This is a genomic window from Mycobacterium sp. 1245111.1 (assembly GCF_001673405.1).
Lineage (GTDB): Bacteria > Actinomycetota > Actinomycetes > Mycobacteriales > Mycobacteriaceae > Mycobacterium.
The window spans coordinates 1-15,395 of sequence record NZ_LZLV01000159.1; the positions used below are offsets into that span (position 1 = coordinate 1).

At 67.9% G+C, this 15,395-nt stretch carries 6 protein-coding genes and 1 pseudogene; 4 read left to right on the forward strand and 3 right to left on the reverse strand.

Going from position 1 to position 15,395, the window contains the following annotated elements:
* The 3 genes and pseudogenes from A5658_RS26810 to A5658_RS26820 form a co-directional block, all read right to left on the reverse strand.
* Positions 1-89, reverse strand: a pseudogene (locus A5658_RS26810) (WXG100 family type VII secretion target); the annotation flags it as partial.
* A gap of 56 nt (positions 90-145) precedes the next feature.
* Complete coding sequence (locus tag A5658_RS26815) at positions 146-1,381, reverse strand: PPE family protein (RefSeq protein WP_082993441.1); 1,236 nt, start codon at positions 1,379-1,381, stop codon at positions 146-148.
* Positions 1,382-1,398: 17 nt separating this feature from the next.
* Positions 1,399-1,695, reverse strand: a complete 297-nt coding sequence (locus A5658_RS26820; RefSeq protein ID WP_067342538.1) for a PE family protein — start codon at positions 1,693-1,695, stop codon at positions 1,399-1,401.
* A 298-nt stretch (positions 1,696-1,993) separates the two neighbouring features.
* Between A5658_RS26820 and A5658_RS26825 the strand changes: the two genes are divergently transcribed.
* The 4 genes from A5658_RS26825 to A5658_RS26840 all read left to right on the forward strand — a co-directional run bounded on the left by A5658_RS26825 (position 1,994) and on the right by A5658_RS26840 (position 15,393).
* A complete protein-coding gene (locus A5658_RS26825; protein ID WP_067342540.1) occupies positions 1,994-2,704 on the forward strand; it encodes a thioesterase II family protein in 711 nt (236 codons plus the stop codon).
* Between the two features lie 648 nt (positions 2,705-3,352).
* Positions 3,353-5,098: an AMP-binding protein gene (locus tag A5658_RS26830; protein ID WP_067342542.1), complete on the forward strand. Its 1,746-nt coding sequence runs from the start codon at positions 3,353-3,355 to the stop codon at positions 5,096-5,098.
* A gap of 261 nt (positions 5,099-5,359) precedes the next feature.
* Entirely contained in the window at positions 5,360-10,645 is a 5,286-nt protein-coding gene (locus A5658_RS26835; RefSeq protein ID WP_067342544.1) for a type I polyketide synthase, read from the forward strand.
* The gene (locus tag A5658_RS26840) at positions 10,645-15,393 is read left to right on the forward strand and encodes a type I polyketide synthase (protein WP_067342546.1); all 4,749 of its coding nucleotides are present in this window, start codon (positions 10,645-10,647) and stop codon (positions 15,391-15,393) included. The genes A5658_RS26835 and A5658_RS26840 overlap by 1 nt, the downstream gene beginning before the upstream one ends.
* Positions 15,394-15,395 lie beyond the last annotated feature (2 nt).

Below are 15,395 nucleotides of genomic sequence, written 5' to 3' on the forward strand. Positions count from 1 at the left end.
GCCTCGTCCTCAACGGTCTGCGCGTGCACGTCGAAACGGCCCGCCATCGCCCGCATCTCGTGCGGGTCAGTCATAAAGCGTGTAGGCATGTCCTTCTCCTTATTCTGGGCGTGTCAAAAGTTATTGCGTTGTCTGGTAAGGGACTTTATCCACCGGCGGGCGAACGCGGCATCACCTTGGCGGCGACACGCGAGCCCATGGCGGTCATACCGCGGCCGGCCAGTGCGCCCATCAGTCCCTGCGAGAACGGGCTACTGGGCAGGCCGTGCATCATGCTCGGCGGAGCGACGCTGTTAGACGGCAGCAACGGAGCGGCACGGCTCAGCTCCCCACCGTCTACGCCGGTGTGCCAACCGTGCGGCACCGACAGCCCGCCCGCATGAAGCGCGTTGGCCATCTGGGCCTGGATGCCGGCCTGAATGCCCGCACCCCACTTGCCCAGCTGGCCGGTCACGCCGCTCATCACCGTGGCGGCCTTGCCGTCGATCAGCTTGCCGACGTTGTCCAGCAGCGAGTCCTTCATGCCGACCAGCGCGTCGACCGAGGCGCCGGCGCCGCTGCCGCTACCCGAGCTCATGAACATACGAGCGGGCGTGCTGCCCAACATGCCCATGTAGTACGTCGCCTGCACCGGAAGCAGAGCGGCACTCGGGTTGCCGGCGACAGCGGTCGCTACCCCGGGCAGCCAGGCGCCAACCGCGGCTGGCGTGAACGCCGTCAGCGCAGGGGTTGTGTCTGACACCGTGTAGCCGAACAGGTTCGCAATGGCGTTCAGAACGCCCTCGCCGAGCACGTCCCAGCCGCCGGTTGCGGCGTCAGCCGCCGTGGCAGCCGCCGGTGCAGCCTGCGAACCGCTGGTCACCATCGGGGCCGCGGTCTGTGCCGGCAACGCAGCCGACGCACCTGTCGAGTTCACTTGATAGGTGTCCATACCGAGCGCGTCCTGGATCCACATGTCCAGGTATTCCGCCTCGTTCTGGGCGATCGCCCCGGTGTTCTGGCCGAGGAAGTTGTTCGCCACCAGCGTGGCCAGCTCGGCCCGGTTGGCCGCGATCAGCGGCGGCGGAACCATCGAGGCGTATGCGGTCTGGTAGGCGGCAGCGGCGGCCTTGGCCTGCGCCCCGGTCTGGGCGGCCTCGGTCGCGGTGGCCTGCAGCCAGGCGATGTACGGCTCGGCGGCCGAGGCCATGTGAGCCGACGACGGACCGAGCCACGTCTCGGTGGTCAGGTTCGTGACGGCGGTCTGGTACTGCGTGGCGGTGGCCTCCAGATCGGCGGCCAGCCCGTCCCACGCCGCCGCGGCCTCCAACAATGGACCAGACCCGGCGCCCTGATACATCAGCGCGGAGTTGATCTCCGGGGGTATCAGCGAAAAGCTCATCGAAACCTACGATCCGACTAGTGGGCGGATGCGACGTTGGCCGCTTCGGTCAACGCGTAGGCGGCGGCACCGGAGCGCAACGCGGCCACTAGTTGCTCGTGCACCTCTGCGGCCTGTGCGGCGATCTGCTGATACAGCGCGCCGTGCTGCCCGAACTGGGCGGCCGTCATCGCCGACACGAGGTCCGACGCTGCGGGGGCCAGGGCCGTCGTCGGTGTCGCGGCCGCCGAGTTGCGCGCGATCATGGTGTCGCCGATACCGGACAGGGTGCTCGCGGCCCCCTGCAGCACGTCTGGTTGTGTAGTAACGAACATCTCTAAACCCTTTCCCACGACCCGGGCGGTACTGAGAACGAACAGTACTGGAACCTGGGCGTTTGGATAGACCTCCCCTAGCCGATTGCCACTCCTGGTGGCGATGGAAATCGTAAGGCCTTTTTGCGTTCGGCGATAGGCGAATGGGCGAACCAGTATGAGGCAAAACGGACCAGTTCTCTTGGCTTTTTCACAGGTTTCCAATTGATCAGCGGAACGAAGTCAAGCCGCAAGGGGTCGAGGCCGGCTCTGCCGCGTCGTGGCGAGGCGGGCGAGTCATGGACTGTATCGTTGCCGCGTGACTGGGCAGCCACCAAAGCTTTTCATCTTTCCGCATGCCGGGGGATCGGCCGAGTTTTACGTTCCCTTCGCCAAAGCCTTTGCCAGCGATATCAAACGCGTTGCCGTTCGGTATCCGGGGCGCGGTGGTAATCACGACCTCGGGTCATTCACCACCATCGGTGATCTTGCCGACAAGGTTTGCCAGATGATCAAGCCGCCGGAAGACCCACAAGAGAAAATCGCCTTTTTCGGCCACAGCATGGGCGGACTGCTGGCGTTCGAGGTTGCGCGTCGCTTCGAGCGGGGGGGCAGTCCGATTGCGGCACTGTTCGTCTCGGCCGTCGCCGCGCCGGGCCACGTCGGCTACGAGCATGTCCCGGAGTCGGACCGCGGACTGCTGGACGCGGTGAGCGAGATGACGGGTGTCAATCCTGAGTTTCTGGAAAACGAAGAATTCGCGGCGAGCATCCTGCCGACTCTGCGCGGGCTCAAGGCCATCTCGAAATACGACTGCCCGCCGGAGGAGAAGTTGTCCTGTCCGATCTCGGCGTTCCTGGGCGACGACGACGAAGTGGCGACCCCCGAGAAGGTGCAGCCGTGGGTCGACCGAACAACCTCTGAGTTCTCTATGAAAGTTTTTCCCGGCCACCATTTTTATCTAACCGATCACATAGCCGAGTTAGTAAGCGAGATCGAGCCCAAGATTCTGGCCTCTTGTAGAGCTTGAGCGAATCAATATTCAAACGATTCGTGTCAAACTCATGACCCAATCACGAACGGAAAACGGCGCCGTTCTCTACAATGCAAAAGTCGCTCAATACCAATTATCTGGAATGTACTGCCGAGAACCTGGACAGATCGGCTGGTCCATGTCGCTTGCAGCTGCACGCGCTCAACGGACCGCCGGCGTTCAACTGGGGAGAGTGAATAACGCCACACCCAGGCCTCGGCGTGGCGGTATCCAGCAAATCCCCTCTTCGACCGAGGTTTTGGCCCTAGCTTATGTGGGACGCTGGCCGAGTCGTCACGCTGACCGCCGGTTGGTCGGACGCCGGTGGCGCGCGAGCCAGCTGCGACTTCGTAACCACGGGAAAGGATCCGCAAAGCCTTTAACTATTCAAGGTTATGCGTTTGATCTAAGCGTCGGGTAAGGTGAGGGCGTCGCGGCTGGGGAGTGGACACCCTCGGGCGCGATCTGCATAGCAAACTCATGGCTCAGCAATGACGCTGACACGAGCGGGCCTGTTGTTTAGCGCACGTATTACATTCTTGGGTTTTTGGTCCGAGAAGTGCGCGGCCCCTGTTAATCTCCTGCATCACAAGCGCCCGTCTAGTTGTTGTCCGGGGCTCTAGATATTTAAGGGGTGGTGTCCCGATGGCAGTATCCGAAGCTTCCATTGCCGCAGTACTGCGGGAATGGGCACGGCAACAACCGGATGCACCGGCTTACACGTACATCGATTACGACGTCGATCCGGCCGGCTACCGGCAGTCGCTCACGTGGTCCGAGCTTTACGGTCGCGTGCAGACGCTGGCCACCGAGGTTTCGACGGTCGGCGCTCCCGGGGACCGCGCCGCCATCCTTGCGCACCAGGGCCTGGACTACGTCGTCGCGTTCTACGCAGCGCTGGAGGCCGGGCTGGTAGCGGTGCCGCTGCCGGTTCCGCAATTCGGCGCCCACGATGAGCGCGCCAGCGCAGCCCTGCAGGACTGCGCGCCCACCGTTCTGCTGACCACCTCCGCGGTCGTCGACGACGTCGTCGGCTGCGCCCGTTCGCTGCCCGGCAAGTCCCCGGCCCTGATCGAGGTCGACAGCCTGGACCTCGACGCGACGCCCGATTTCAACAAGCCGCCCGCGCCACGGACCAAGAACGCGGTACTGCAGTACACCTCCGGCTCGACGCGTACGCCCAAGGGCGTCGTTGTCACCCACAAGAACATCCTGGCCAATATCGAGCAGGTGAAGCTGGACTACTTCGAAGCCGACGGCGCGATCCCCCCGCCGGACACCACGCTGGTGTCCTGGCTGCCCGTCTACCACGACATGGGCCTGCTGCTCGGCATCACCGGCGCGCTCACGCTGGGTCTGCACTCGGTGCTGATGAGCCCGATGGCGTTCCTGCAGCGTCCCGCCCGGTGGATCCACGAGATGGCCACCAACACCCGCACTTTCAGCGCAGTGCCGAACTTCGCGTTCGAACTGGCCGCGCGGCGGACCACCGACGAGGACATGGCCGGGCTCGACCTGTCAGGAGTGCACACCATCCTGTCGGGGAGTGAGCGCGTGCACGCGGCCACGATCCGGCGGTTCATCGATCGCTTCTCGCAATTCGGCTTCCCGGCCAGCTCGCTGAAGCCGTCGTACGGACTCGCCGAGGCGATGGTCTACGTGAACTCGTCGGGCCCGGGCCGGCCGCCCACCGTCGCCACCTTCGACTACGAGAAGCTGTCCGCCGGCCACGCCGAGGCCTGCGACAACGAGAGCGGCGTCGAACTGGTCAGCGTCGGCATCCCGCGCGCATCGATGATTCGCATCGTCGACCCGGAGACCCGCACCGAGAACCCGGCCGGCATGGTCGGCGAAATCTGGCTGCACGGCGAAAACATCGCCGCCGGTTACTGGCGCAAGCCGCAGCAGACCCAGAAGGCCTTCGGTGGACAACTGGTCGACCCGTCGAGTGGCACTCCGCTGGGCCCGTGGCTGCGGACCGGTGACCTCGGCACGATCCACGACGGCGAGCTGTACATCATCGGCCGGATCAAGGACCTGCTGATCGTCGACGGGCGTAACCACTACCCGGACGACATCGAGGCCACCACCCAGGAGATCAGCGGCGGTCGCGTCGCGGCGATCTCCATCGAGGACGGTCGTACCGAGCGTCTGATCGTGATCGCCGAGATGAAGGACAAGGGCGACACGCAGGAAATGCGGGAGCGTCTCCGCGATGTGAGAGCACAAGTCACGTCTGCCATTTCGAAGTCCCACGGGCTGCGGGTGGCCGACCTGGTACTGGTCCCGCCCGGCTCGATTCCGATCACGACCAGTGGGAAGATCCGCCGTTCATCGTGTGTTGAGGTCTACCAACAGGACGACTTCAGCCGTTTGGATTCCACCGCTTAGTGGGATCCAGGCGGCTTTGCACCGCAGCGGGGGTAAAGCCTGTGTCCACCACTCGATTTTTAATGCCCGCTGCGCAGGGGGGCGGCGTTCGGCATCGGCCGAGTGGCGGTAACATCAGTCACTTCGGCTGGGTCGAACGTTGTGAGCGCGACGGGGCGAACCGACTGGACACGCCCGGATGACATCGGTGGGCGACGCCGCGTTTCTCGTCGCACACGGTGTAGTACGACAACAACATTCCGACAGACCGGGGGGAGCGCGATGACTGCTGCACCGTCGGACCGTCGGGCCATCATCACCGAGGCGCTGCGAAAGATCGATGATCTGACCGCGCGGCTGGAAATCGCCGAAAAAGGCGACACCGAGCCGATCGCCGTGGTGGGAATCGGTTGCCGGCTTCCCGGTGGAGCGGACACCCCCGACCGGTTCTGGCGGATGTTGCAGGAGGGCGAGAGCGGCATCGTCGGGGTTCCCGCCGAACGGTGGGACGCCGACGCCTTCTTCGCCGAAGACCACTCCGTGCCCGGCACGATCGTCAGCAAGGAAGGCGGGTTCCTCACCTCCTGGCGCCCTGACGAGTTCGACGCCGAGTTCTTCGGGATCTCCCCGCGCGAGGCCGCGGCGATGGATCCGCAGCAGCGGCTGTTGCTCGAAGTCACCTGGGAGGCACTGGAAAACGCGGGCATCACCGCGCCGATGATCCGCGGCACCCAGACGTCGGTCTTCGTCGGAATGACCACCTACGACTACACCCTGACCCTGGCCGGTCGGCTCCCACCGGAAGAGGTCGACCCGCACGTCCCGTTCGGGAACGCCGCGAACTTCGCTGCCGGGCGGTTGTCGTACTTCCTGGGCGCCCACGGTCCCGCGGTCGTGCTCGACACCGCGTGCTCGTCGTCGCTGGTCACCGTCCACTTGGCCTGTCAGAGCCTGCGCCGCCGCGAGAGCGATCAGGCGCTGGTGGCCGGCGTCAACCTGATGCTGAGCCCGGAGAACAGCGTGGCCACCTCGCGGTGGGGGATGTTGGCGCCCGACGGCCGTTGCAAGACCTTCGACGCCAGCGCCGACGGCTACGTCCGCAGCGAGGGCTGCGGTGTCGTGGTGCTCAAGCGGCTGAGTGACGCTGTGCGCGACGGCGATTCGGTGCTGGCGGTGGTACGCGGCTCGGCGGTCAACCAGGACGGACCCAGTAGCGGCCAGACCGTGCCCAGCGGTCCCGCACAGCAGGCGGTCGTCCGCGCGGCGTTGGCCGCGGCGCGCTTGGAGCCCTCCGACATCGACTACATCGAGGCGCACGGCACCGGCACCGCGTTGGGCGATCCGATCGAATTGGGCGCGCTGCACCAGGTATTCGGCGAACGCAACGGCTCGGCGCCGCTGGTGCTGGGGTCGGTCAAGACCAACCTCGGCCACCTGGAATCGGCCGCCGGCATCACCGGCTTCATCAAAGCCGTGCTCGCCGTGCAGCACGGCTACATCCCTGCGCACCTGCACTTCACTGAGTTGACGCCCAACGCCGTCGAAGGCGCCTCGAAGTTCACCATCGCGGCCGACGGCATGGACTGGCCCGCGGTCGGGCGGGCACGACGGGCCGGGGTGTCGTCCTTCGGGGTCAGCGGCACCAACGCACACGTGGTCCTCGAACAGGCTCCGGAGCGCGAGCCTTTGAAAAAGGAAGCGCCGCAACCGGAGTCGGTGATCACCACGCTGGTGGTCTCGGGCAAGACGCCGGCACGCGTCGCCTCGACCGCCGCCACCCTGGCCGACTGGATGATCGGAGACGGCGCCGGAGTGCCGTTGGCCGACGTCGCCCACACGCTCAACCACCACCGCACTCAGCACAAGAGCTTCGCGACGCTGGCCGTGCGCGATCGTGCCCACGCGGTCGCCGGCCTGCAGGCATTGGCGGCCGGCCAGTCGGCGATCGGACTCGTCGAGCCGCACGAGGGATTGTGTAAGCCCGGAACGGTTTTCGTGTACTCGGGGCAGGGGTCGCAGTGGGCCGGCATGGGGCGGCAGCTGCTGGTCGACGAACCCGTGTTCGCCGCGGCGGTCGACGAGTTGGAGCCGCTGTTCGTCGAGCACATGCGCTTCTCGCTGCACCAGGTCCTGACTGAGGGCCAGCGAGTCAGCGGCGACGCGCGCGTGCAGCCGGTGCTGATGGGCCTGCAGTTGGCGTTGACCGCGTTGTGGCGCTCGTATGGCGTGGAACCCGATGCGGTGATTGGACATTCGATGGGTGAGGTGACCGCGGCTGTGGTGGCCGGGGCGCTCACCGCGGACGAGGGTCTGCGAGTCATCGGCACCCGCTCACGGCTGATGTCACGGCTCGCCGGTCAGGGCGCGGTCGGTCTGCTGGAGATGGACGCCGAGGCGACCGAGACGTTCCTCGCCGACTACCCCGAGGTGAGTATCGCGGGATTCCTGTCGCCCCGGCAGACCGTGATCGCCGGCGCGGTGGCGCAGGTCGACGCGGCGATCGTCGCCGCCAGCGCCCGGGAGCGATTCGCGCGACGGGTGAACATGGAAGTCGCCTCGCACACCTCGCTGATGGACCCGATCCTGGCTGAATTGCGTTCCGCGCTGGCCGATCTCACGCCGAAGACGCCGACGATCCCGTTCATCTCCACGGTTGCCGACCCGGCCAGCGCGCCAATCCTGGACGCCGACTACTGGGTGGCCAATGTGCGTGAGCCGGTGCGACTGCACCAGGCCATCACCACCGCGGCGGCGCGGCACGCCACGTTCGTCGAAATCAGCCCGCACCCGAGTCTGACCCACGCCATTACCGAGACACTCGAATCGCAGCACCATCACAGCGTTGGGACGTTGTCGCGCAAGGGCGATGACACGGTCAGCTTCCACACCAACCTCAACCGCACCCACGTGATGCGCCCGCCGACGTTGCCACACCCCCCCGAGCCGCACCCGGTGCTGCCGAGCGCGCCGTGGCACCACGCGAAGCACTGGATCAGCGCCGAGGAATTCGTCAAGACCGCCGAGTCGGCGCCGCAGCGCGGCACGCTGCTCGGCCAGCACATCCCGGTCGCCGCGACACCGCCGACGCACCTGTGGCAGGCGCGCCTGACGCCCACCACCAAGCCCTATCCCGGGTCGCACCACAACAACGGCGTCGAGATCATCCCGATATCGGTTCTGCTGCAGACCCTTTCGACGGCCGCCGACGAGCGCACGCTGTCCGACATCCGCTTCGAGTACCCGATCGTCGTCGGGGAACCGCGCGTCGTCCAGGTGATCGCCGACGACGCATCCGTGACCGTCTCGTCGAGCACCGGCGAGCAAGGCGCCGGATGGATCCGGCATGCCGGCGCCCGCATCTCGCGCGACGACCCGGCCGCCGCATCGTCGGAGGCGGTAGCCGCCCCGGGGTCGACCGATACCGACTTCACCGACGAATCGGTGACCTCGTTCTGGCAGACCTGGGGCAGTGAGGGCCGCCCCTTCGGCTGGTCGATCGGCTCCTGCCACTCGAAGGCCGGCGAGCTGAGCGCCGACGTCGCGTTGACCGAAGCCTCGGCAGTTGCGTTGCTGGACGCCGCAATTCACATCGCCCGGCTGCTGGACAGCGAGAACCCGCGGCTGATGGTTCCGGCCGCGGTAACCAGTGTGTGGTTCGGCGGCGAGCTCGCCGACCCGAGCGGCCGCGTCGAGGTGCGCCGGCGCGGTGGCGGCGACGAAGAACTCGTCGTCGACATCACCGCCACCGGCCCGGACGGCAGCACCTGCCTCGACGTGCGCGGACTGCGCTTTGCCGCCGTCGACTCGAGTGCCACCGCCGGCCGCACCGACGACCCCGCATCGATGGTGCATGCGATCGACTGGCAGCCGTTCACCGCCGACGAGAGCGCCGACGGTGGCTCGGGCGGCGTTGCGGTGTTGGGCGACAACGACATTGCCGGCGGCCTGCGCGACGGCCTGACCCTGAACGGGTACCCCGCGGCCACGGTCGCCGACGCGCGATACGTCCTCTACGTCGCCGAATCCCGTTCCGGGGAGAGCGATGTCGACGGCGCCGTGCGGATGTCGATGGAGCTGGTCGACCTGGTTCGCGGGCTGGCAGACCGCGACGAGACTCACCCGGCCACGCTGTGGATCGTCACCCGCGGTGTGCGCGACGGCAGTTCGGACGCCGCGGTCGCGCAGAGCCCGCTCTGGGGGACCGCCGGCGTGATCCGGGCCGAGCAGCCGCAGTTGTGGGGCGGTCTGGTCGACCTGCCGGAGGACGCGGCGATCGGCTCGCTGGTGCCGACGCTGGCCCCGATGCTGCGCACACCCGCGAAGTCGATCCTGTCGCTGCGCGACGGCGAATTCTTCGCACCCGGTCTGAAGACCGTGTGCGGCGAGCCGGTGCGCGAGCCGCTGCGCTGCCGCCCGGATGCGGCTTACCTGATCACCGGTGGCCTTGGAGCGCTCGGCCTGCTGACGGCCGGTTGGCTGGCGGACCGCGGCGCGCGCCGGGTGATCCTGGCTGGCCGCACGGCGCTGCCGCCACGCCGAGAATGGGACAGCGACACGGCAGACGGCGGCACCCGGGACAAGATCAACGCTGTCCGCGCGCTGGAAGCCCGCGGGGTGGCCGTCGAAGCCGTCGCGCTCGACATCGGCTCGCCGGAGGCGATGGCCGCCCTGCTGGCCAAACGCGACGACGAAGGCGCGGTGCCGATCCGCGGGGTGGTCCACGGAGCCGGTATCACCGACGCGGAGCTGTTCACCGAGCTGGATGAAGACCGGCTGCGGCGCACGGTCTGGCCGAAGATCGCCGGTGCGCAGGTGCTGCACCAGGCCTTCCCGCCGGGCAGCCTCGACTTCATGTTCCTGACCGCCGCGGCGGGGGCCGTGTTTGGCGTGCCGGGCCAGGGTGCCTACGCCGCGGCCAACGCCTACCTCGACGGTTTGGCCCAGCTGCGCCACCGGCAGGGCTGCTACACCGTCAGCCAGGACTGGGTGGCCTGGCGCGGGCTCGGTTTCGGCGCCGAGGCGCAGATCGCGCTGGCCGAACTGGAGCGGCTCGGGTCGCGGGCGATCGGCGCCGATGAGGCCTTCGCCGCCTGGGACCACCTGGCGCGTTACGACGTCGCGCAGGCCGTGATGGCCCCGATGGCCTCGACTGCCGACGCTGAGGTCAACGGGTCGGCCCCGGCCACTCCGGCCTGGTCGGAGATGCCGGCCGACGAGGTCCGTGCCGAACTGCAGACCGGGTTGCGGGCCATTCTGGCCCGCGAGCTGCAGCTGGTCGAGGCCGATCTCGACCTGGATCGGCCGTTCGCCGAATACGGGCTGAACTCGGTGATGGCGATGTCGGTGCGGCGCGATACCGAATTGTTCGTCGGGATCGAGCTATCCGCGACCATGCTGTTCAACTACCCGACTATCGTTGCGCTCGCCGAACACCTTGCGAAAAAGGTGTCGCCGCAGCCGGAATCAGAGAGCGATGACGACGCTCTGGGTGATTCGGACGGCGGTGTGTTGAGTGATTTGTTCGACAGCGTGGAGTCGGCACCGGCTGGCAGTGAAAGGGGCATCTGATGACGTCCTCGTATGACGAGGAAGCGTTACGACACTGGCTGGCGGATTACCTGGTAACCAACGTCGGTTGCAGTCCGTACGACATCGACTTCGACGCCCCGATGAGCGACCTGGGCCTGGGTTCACGCGACGCCGTGGTGCTCTCCGGCGAGCTGTCGGAATTACTCGGCCGCAAGGTCTCGCCCGTCGAGTTCTGGCAGCACCCGACGATTGCCGACCTGGCCCGGTTTCTGACCGGCAGCGAGGCGCTGGCCGCCGAGGCCGAGGTCGAGGCGGGCCGCAGTCACCTCGACGAGCCGATCGCGGTGATCGGTCTGGGCTGCCGGCTGCCCGGTGGCATCTCCGGCCCGGACGAGTACTGGCAATTCCTCTGCGAGGGCCGCAACGCCGTCACCGAGGTGCCGCCGGAGCGCTGGGCGCCTTTCGACGACGGCACGCCCGAGGTCGCGGCCGCGCTGGCGCACACCACCCGCTACGGCGGCTACATGGACAACCTCGACGCCTTCGACGCCGAGTTCTTCGACATCTCCAGCCGCGAAGCCGCCAAGATGGACCCGCAGCAGCGCATGCTGCTCGAAGTCGCTTGGGAGGCACTGGAACACGCGGGTATCCCGCCGAGCTCGCTGCGCCGCTCGCAGACCGGCGTCTTCGCCGGCGCCTGCTACACCGACTACGGCTACGTCGCGGGCATCGACCTGACCAGCGTCGACGCCTGGACCAATTCCGGTGGCGCACTGAGCATCATCGCCAACCGGCTGTCGTACTTCCTGGACTTCCGCGGACCGTCGGTCACCGTCGACACCGCCTGCTCGTCGTCGATCGTGGCCCTGCATCTGGCCTGCCAGAGCCTACGCATCGGCGACTCCGACGTGGCCCTGGCCGCCGGCGTGAACCTGATGCTGGCGCCGTCGGTGGTCCGCGCCTTCGACCAGACCGGCGCGTTGTCGCCCACCGGCGCCTGCCACGCGTTCGACGCCGACGCAGACGGATTCATCCGCGGCGAGGGCTGCGGCGTCGTGGTGCTCAAGCGCCTCAGTGACGCGGTGCGCGACGGCGACCGGGTGCTGGCGGTGGTGCGGGGCTCGGCGGTCAACCAGGACGGCCGGTCCAACGGCCTGCTGGCGCCCAACCCCGCCGCGCAGATGGCGGTGCTGCGGTCGGCCTATGCCAACGCGGGCCTGCAACCGCAGGAAGTCGACTACGTCGAGGCGCACGGCACCGGCACGCCACTCGGCGACCCGATCGAGGCCCGCGCGCTCGGCACCGTGCTGGGCCGCGGTCGCCCCGAGGACGCACCGCTGCTGATCGGCACCGCCAAGACCAACCTCGGCCACCTCGAGGCCGCGGCCGGGATCGCCGGCCTGATCAAGACCGTGCTGGCGGTCTACCGGGGCACTATCCCGCCGAACCTGCACTTCCACACCCCCAACCCACACATCCCGTTCGACCAGCTGCGCCTGAAAGTGGTCGATAAGCAACAAGATTGGCCGGAAACGGACCAGCCGCGCCGGGCCGGCATCTCGTCGTTCGGGTTCGGTGGCACCAACGCGCACGCGGTGATCGAGCAGGCGCCCCCCGCGATGCCGGTGATCCGGGAGACCGACCCGGCGGTGGCCACCCTGGTGGTGTCGGGCAAGTCGCCGGAACGGATCTCGCTGCAGGCCGCGTCGCTGGCGTCCTGGTTGCAGGGTGCGGGCGCGGAGGTACGGCTGGCCGACGTGGCCCACACGCTGAGCTATCACCGTGAGCGGCACGCCCAGTTCGCCACCGTGTGCGTCCGCGACCGCGCTCAGGCGGTCGAGTTGTTGCAGGCGCTGGCCGACGGCCGCGCGGCCGAGGGTGTGGTCGGTCCGCATGCCGGACCCTGCAGTCCCGGGACTGTATTCGTGTTCTCCGGCCAGGGTTCGCATTGGGCCGGTATGGGCCGGCAGTTGCTTGCCGACGAGCCGGTGTTCGCCGAGGCGATCGCCGAACTCGATCCGATTTTCGTTGAGCAGGTTGGCTTTTCGCTGCAGAAGATCATCGCCGACGGCGAGGCGATCAGCGGCGACGCGCAGGTTCAGCCGGTGCTGATGGGTCTGCAGCTGGCGCTGACCGAGCTGTGGCGTTCCTACGGCGTGCACCCGGACGCGGTGATCGGCCACTCGATGGGCGAGGTCACCGCGGCGGTGGTGGCGGGCGCGCTGAGCGTCGTCGACGGCCTGCGGGTGATCGCGATCCGGTCGAAGTTGATGTCGAAGCTGGCCGGCCAGGGCGCGGTGGCGCTGCTGAAGCTCGACGCGGAGGCAACCGAAGCGTTGCTCGCGGACTACCCGGAAGTCAGTGTGGCGGGTTACATTTCGCCGCGCGAGACGGTGGTCGCCGGCCCGGTCGCGCCGGTCGATGCGGCGATCGCCGCGGTGAGCGCGCAGAACAAGTTCGCCCGCCGGGTCAACATGGAAGTCGCGTCGCACACCGCGTTCATGGACCCGATCCTGGGTGAATTGCGCTCCGCGCTCGAGGATCTGACCCCCGAGATCCCGACCATCCCGTTCTATTCGACGGCGATGGAAGGCTTCCAGTCGCCGATGCTGGACGCCGACTACTGGGTGGCCAACGTCCGCCAGCCCGCGCGGCTCAGCCAGGCCGTCGCCGCCGCCGCCGAAGAACACGGCACCTTCATCGAGATCAGCGCGCACCCGATCCTGATGAACGCCGTCGGCGACACGCTGGATCCGGCCGGCCATCACCACAGCGTCGGCACGCTGTGGCGCGACGGCGACGACACGGTCCGGTTCCACACCAATCTGAACGCCGTCCACACCAGCCACCCGCCGCAGACTCCACACCCGGTCGAGCCGCACCCGGTGCTGCCGACCACGCCGTGGCAACACAGCCGGTTCTGGGTGTCCTCGCGGCCGATCACGCCGATCAGACACGCTGTCGCCGTAAGTGATTCGGGTGCGCCGATCGACGGCCCGATCCCGTCGGAGTGGTACCTGAACCTGGCCTGGACGGCTCACGAGCTGACCGGGAAGCGTGACGACGCCGACGCCTCGTGGCTCGTCATCACCGACTCCGGGCTGGGCGAGGAGATCGGCCGGGTTGTCGGCGACGGATCCGCCGCGGCATCTCAGCCGACCTCGTTGCTCGCCGACCCGGCCGCGATCACCAATGCGCTGGCCGGGGTGACCCATGTGCTGTACGCGCCGCAGGTCACCGGTGGCCAGTTCGACTTCGAAGCCGGCTACGAGCTGTTCAATGCGGCTCGACGGCTGACCGCCGCCATCGCCGAAACCAGTGCGGCGCCAAAGCTTTACCTGCTCACCCGCAATGCGCAGCCGGTAAGCGAGGGCGACCGCGCGAACGCGTCGCAGGCGGTGCTGTGGGGCCTTGGCCGCACGCTGGCGCTGGAGCATCCCGAATTCTGGGGCCGCGTCATCGATATCGACGAGTCGGTGCCCGACGGCCTGGCCGCCTCTTACGTGGTCGACGAGGCCCGGGCCGACGACCACGAGGACCAGGTGGTCTATCGTGCCGGCGTGCGCCGCGTGCCGCGGCTGCAGAAGGCTCACGCGCCCGCCACGGCGCCGGCCGAATTGTCCTCCGACAGCAGCTATCTGGTGATCGGAGCGACCGGTAACATCGGTCCGCACCTGATCCGGCAATTGGCCGACTCGGGTGCGGGCACGGTGGTCGCGGTCTCGCGTAATCCCGGCTCGAAGCTCGACGACCTGGCTGCCCGCCTGGCGCCGTCGGGCACCACGCTGGTGACGGCCGCGGCCGATGCCGCCGACGAGTCCGCGATGAGCGCGGTGTTCGACCGCTTCGGCAAGGACCTGCCGCCGCTGGCCGGTGTCTACGTCGCGGCGTTCGGCGGTGGGCCGATCACGCTGCTGGAGATGACCGAAGCCGACGTCACCGCGATGTTCCGGCCCAAGCTGGATGTGGTCTCGGTGCTGCACCGACTTTCGTTGGGGCACAAGGTCGAGCAGTTCGTGCTGTTCTCGTCGATCTCCGGCTTGACCGGCTCTCGCTGGCTGGCGCACTACACGGCGACCACGACGTTCCTGGACACCTTCGCGCTGGCCCGCCGGGCCGCCGGCCTTCCGGCCACCGCGATCAACTGGGGGTTGTGGAAGTCGTTGTCCGACGGGCAATCCGAAGAGGAGCGTCAGGTCACCCTGGCCTCCGGTCTGGAGCCGATGGCCGATGACGTCGCGATCAAGGCGCTGCCGCTGCTCACCGGCCCGGGCGCCGGGTCACGGCCGTCCGTCGTCGCCGCCGACTGGCCGTTGCTCGCCGCCGCCTACCGGACCCGGGCGGCGCTGCGGATCGTCGACGACCTGCTGGCCACCGAGGCCGCCGGCGCAGAGACCAGCGAGGCGCGCAGCACCGAGTTCCGGGATGCCTTGCGCGAGGCCGATCCAACGCGACGCCGCGGCATGCTCGTCGACCACGTCACCGCGCAGGTGGTCGGCGCGATGGGGCTGGCGTCGGCGCAGCTGCTCGACCCGACCGCGGGCTTCTTCCAGTCCGGCATGGATTCGTTGATGAGTGTCACGCTGCAGCGCGCACTTTCGGACAGCCTGGGCGAGACGCTGCCGGCGTCGGTGGTGTTCGACTACCCGACCGTCGAGGCGCTGTCGGACTACCTTGCCACGCTGCTGCCGGAGGTGGCCGAGGCCGCCGAGGACGAATACGCTGACGACTACGACGACTTCAGCGACGACGAACTTCTGAAACAGCTGTCGGAAAGGCTGGGTTGAGC

Bases quoted from the DNA above. Each gene is read 5' to 3' on its own strand.
- A5658_RS26840 (WP_067342546.1), top strand. From the start codon at position 10,645: ATGACGTCCTCGTATGACGAGGAAGCGTTACGACACTGGCTGGCGGAT.
- A5658_RS26815 (WP_082993441.1), bottom strand. From the start codon at position 1,381: ATGAGCTTTTCGCTGATACCCCCGGAGATCAACTCCGCGCTGATGTAT.
- A5658_RS26830 (WP_067342542.1), top strand. From the start codon at position 3,353: ATGGCAGTATCCGAAGCTTCCATTGCCGCAGTACTGCGGGAATGGGCA.
- A5658_RS26820 (WP_067342538.1), bottom strand. From the start codon at position 1,695: ATGTTCGTTACTACACAACCAGACGTGCTGCAGGGGGCCGCGAGCACC.
- A5658_RS26835 (WP_067342544.1), top strand. From the start codon at position 5,360: ATGACTGCTGCACCGTCGGACCGTCGGGCCATCATCACCGAGGCGCTG.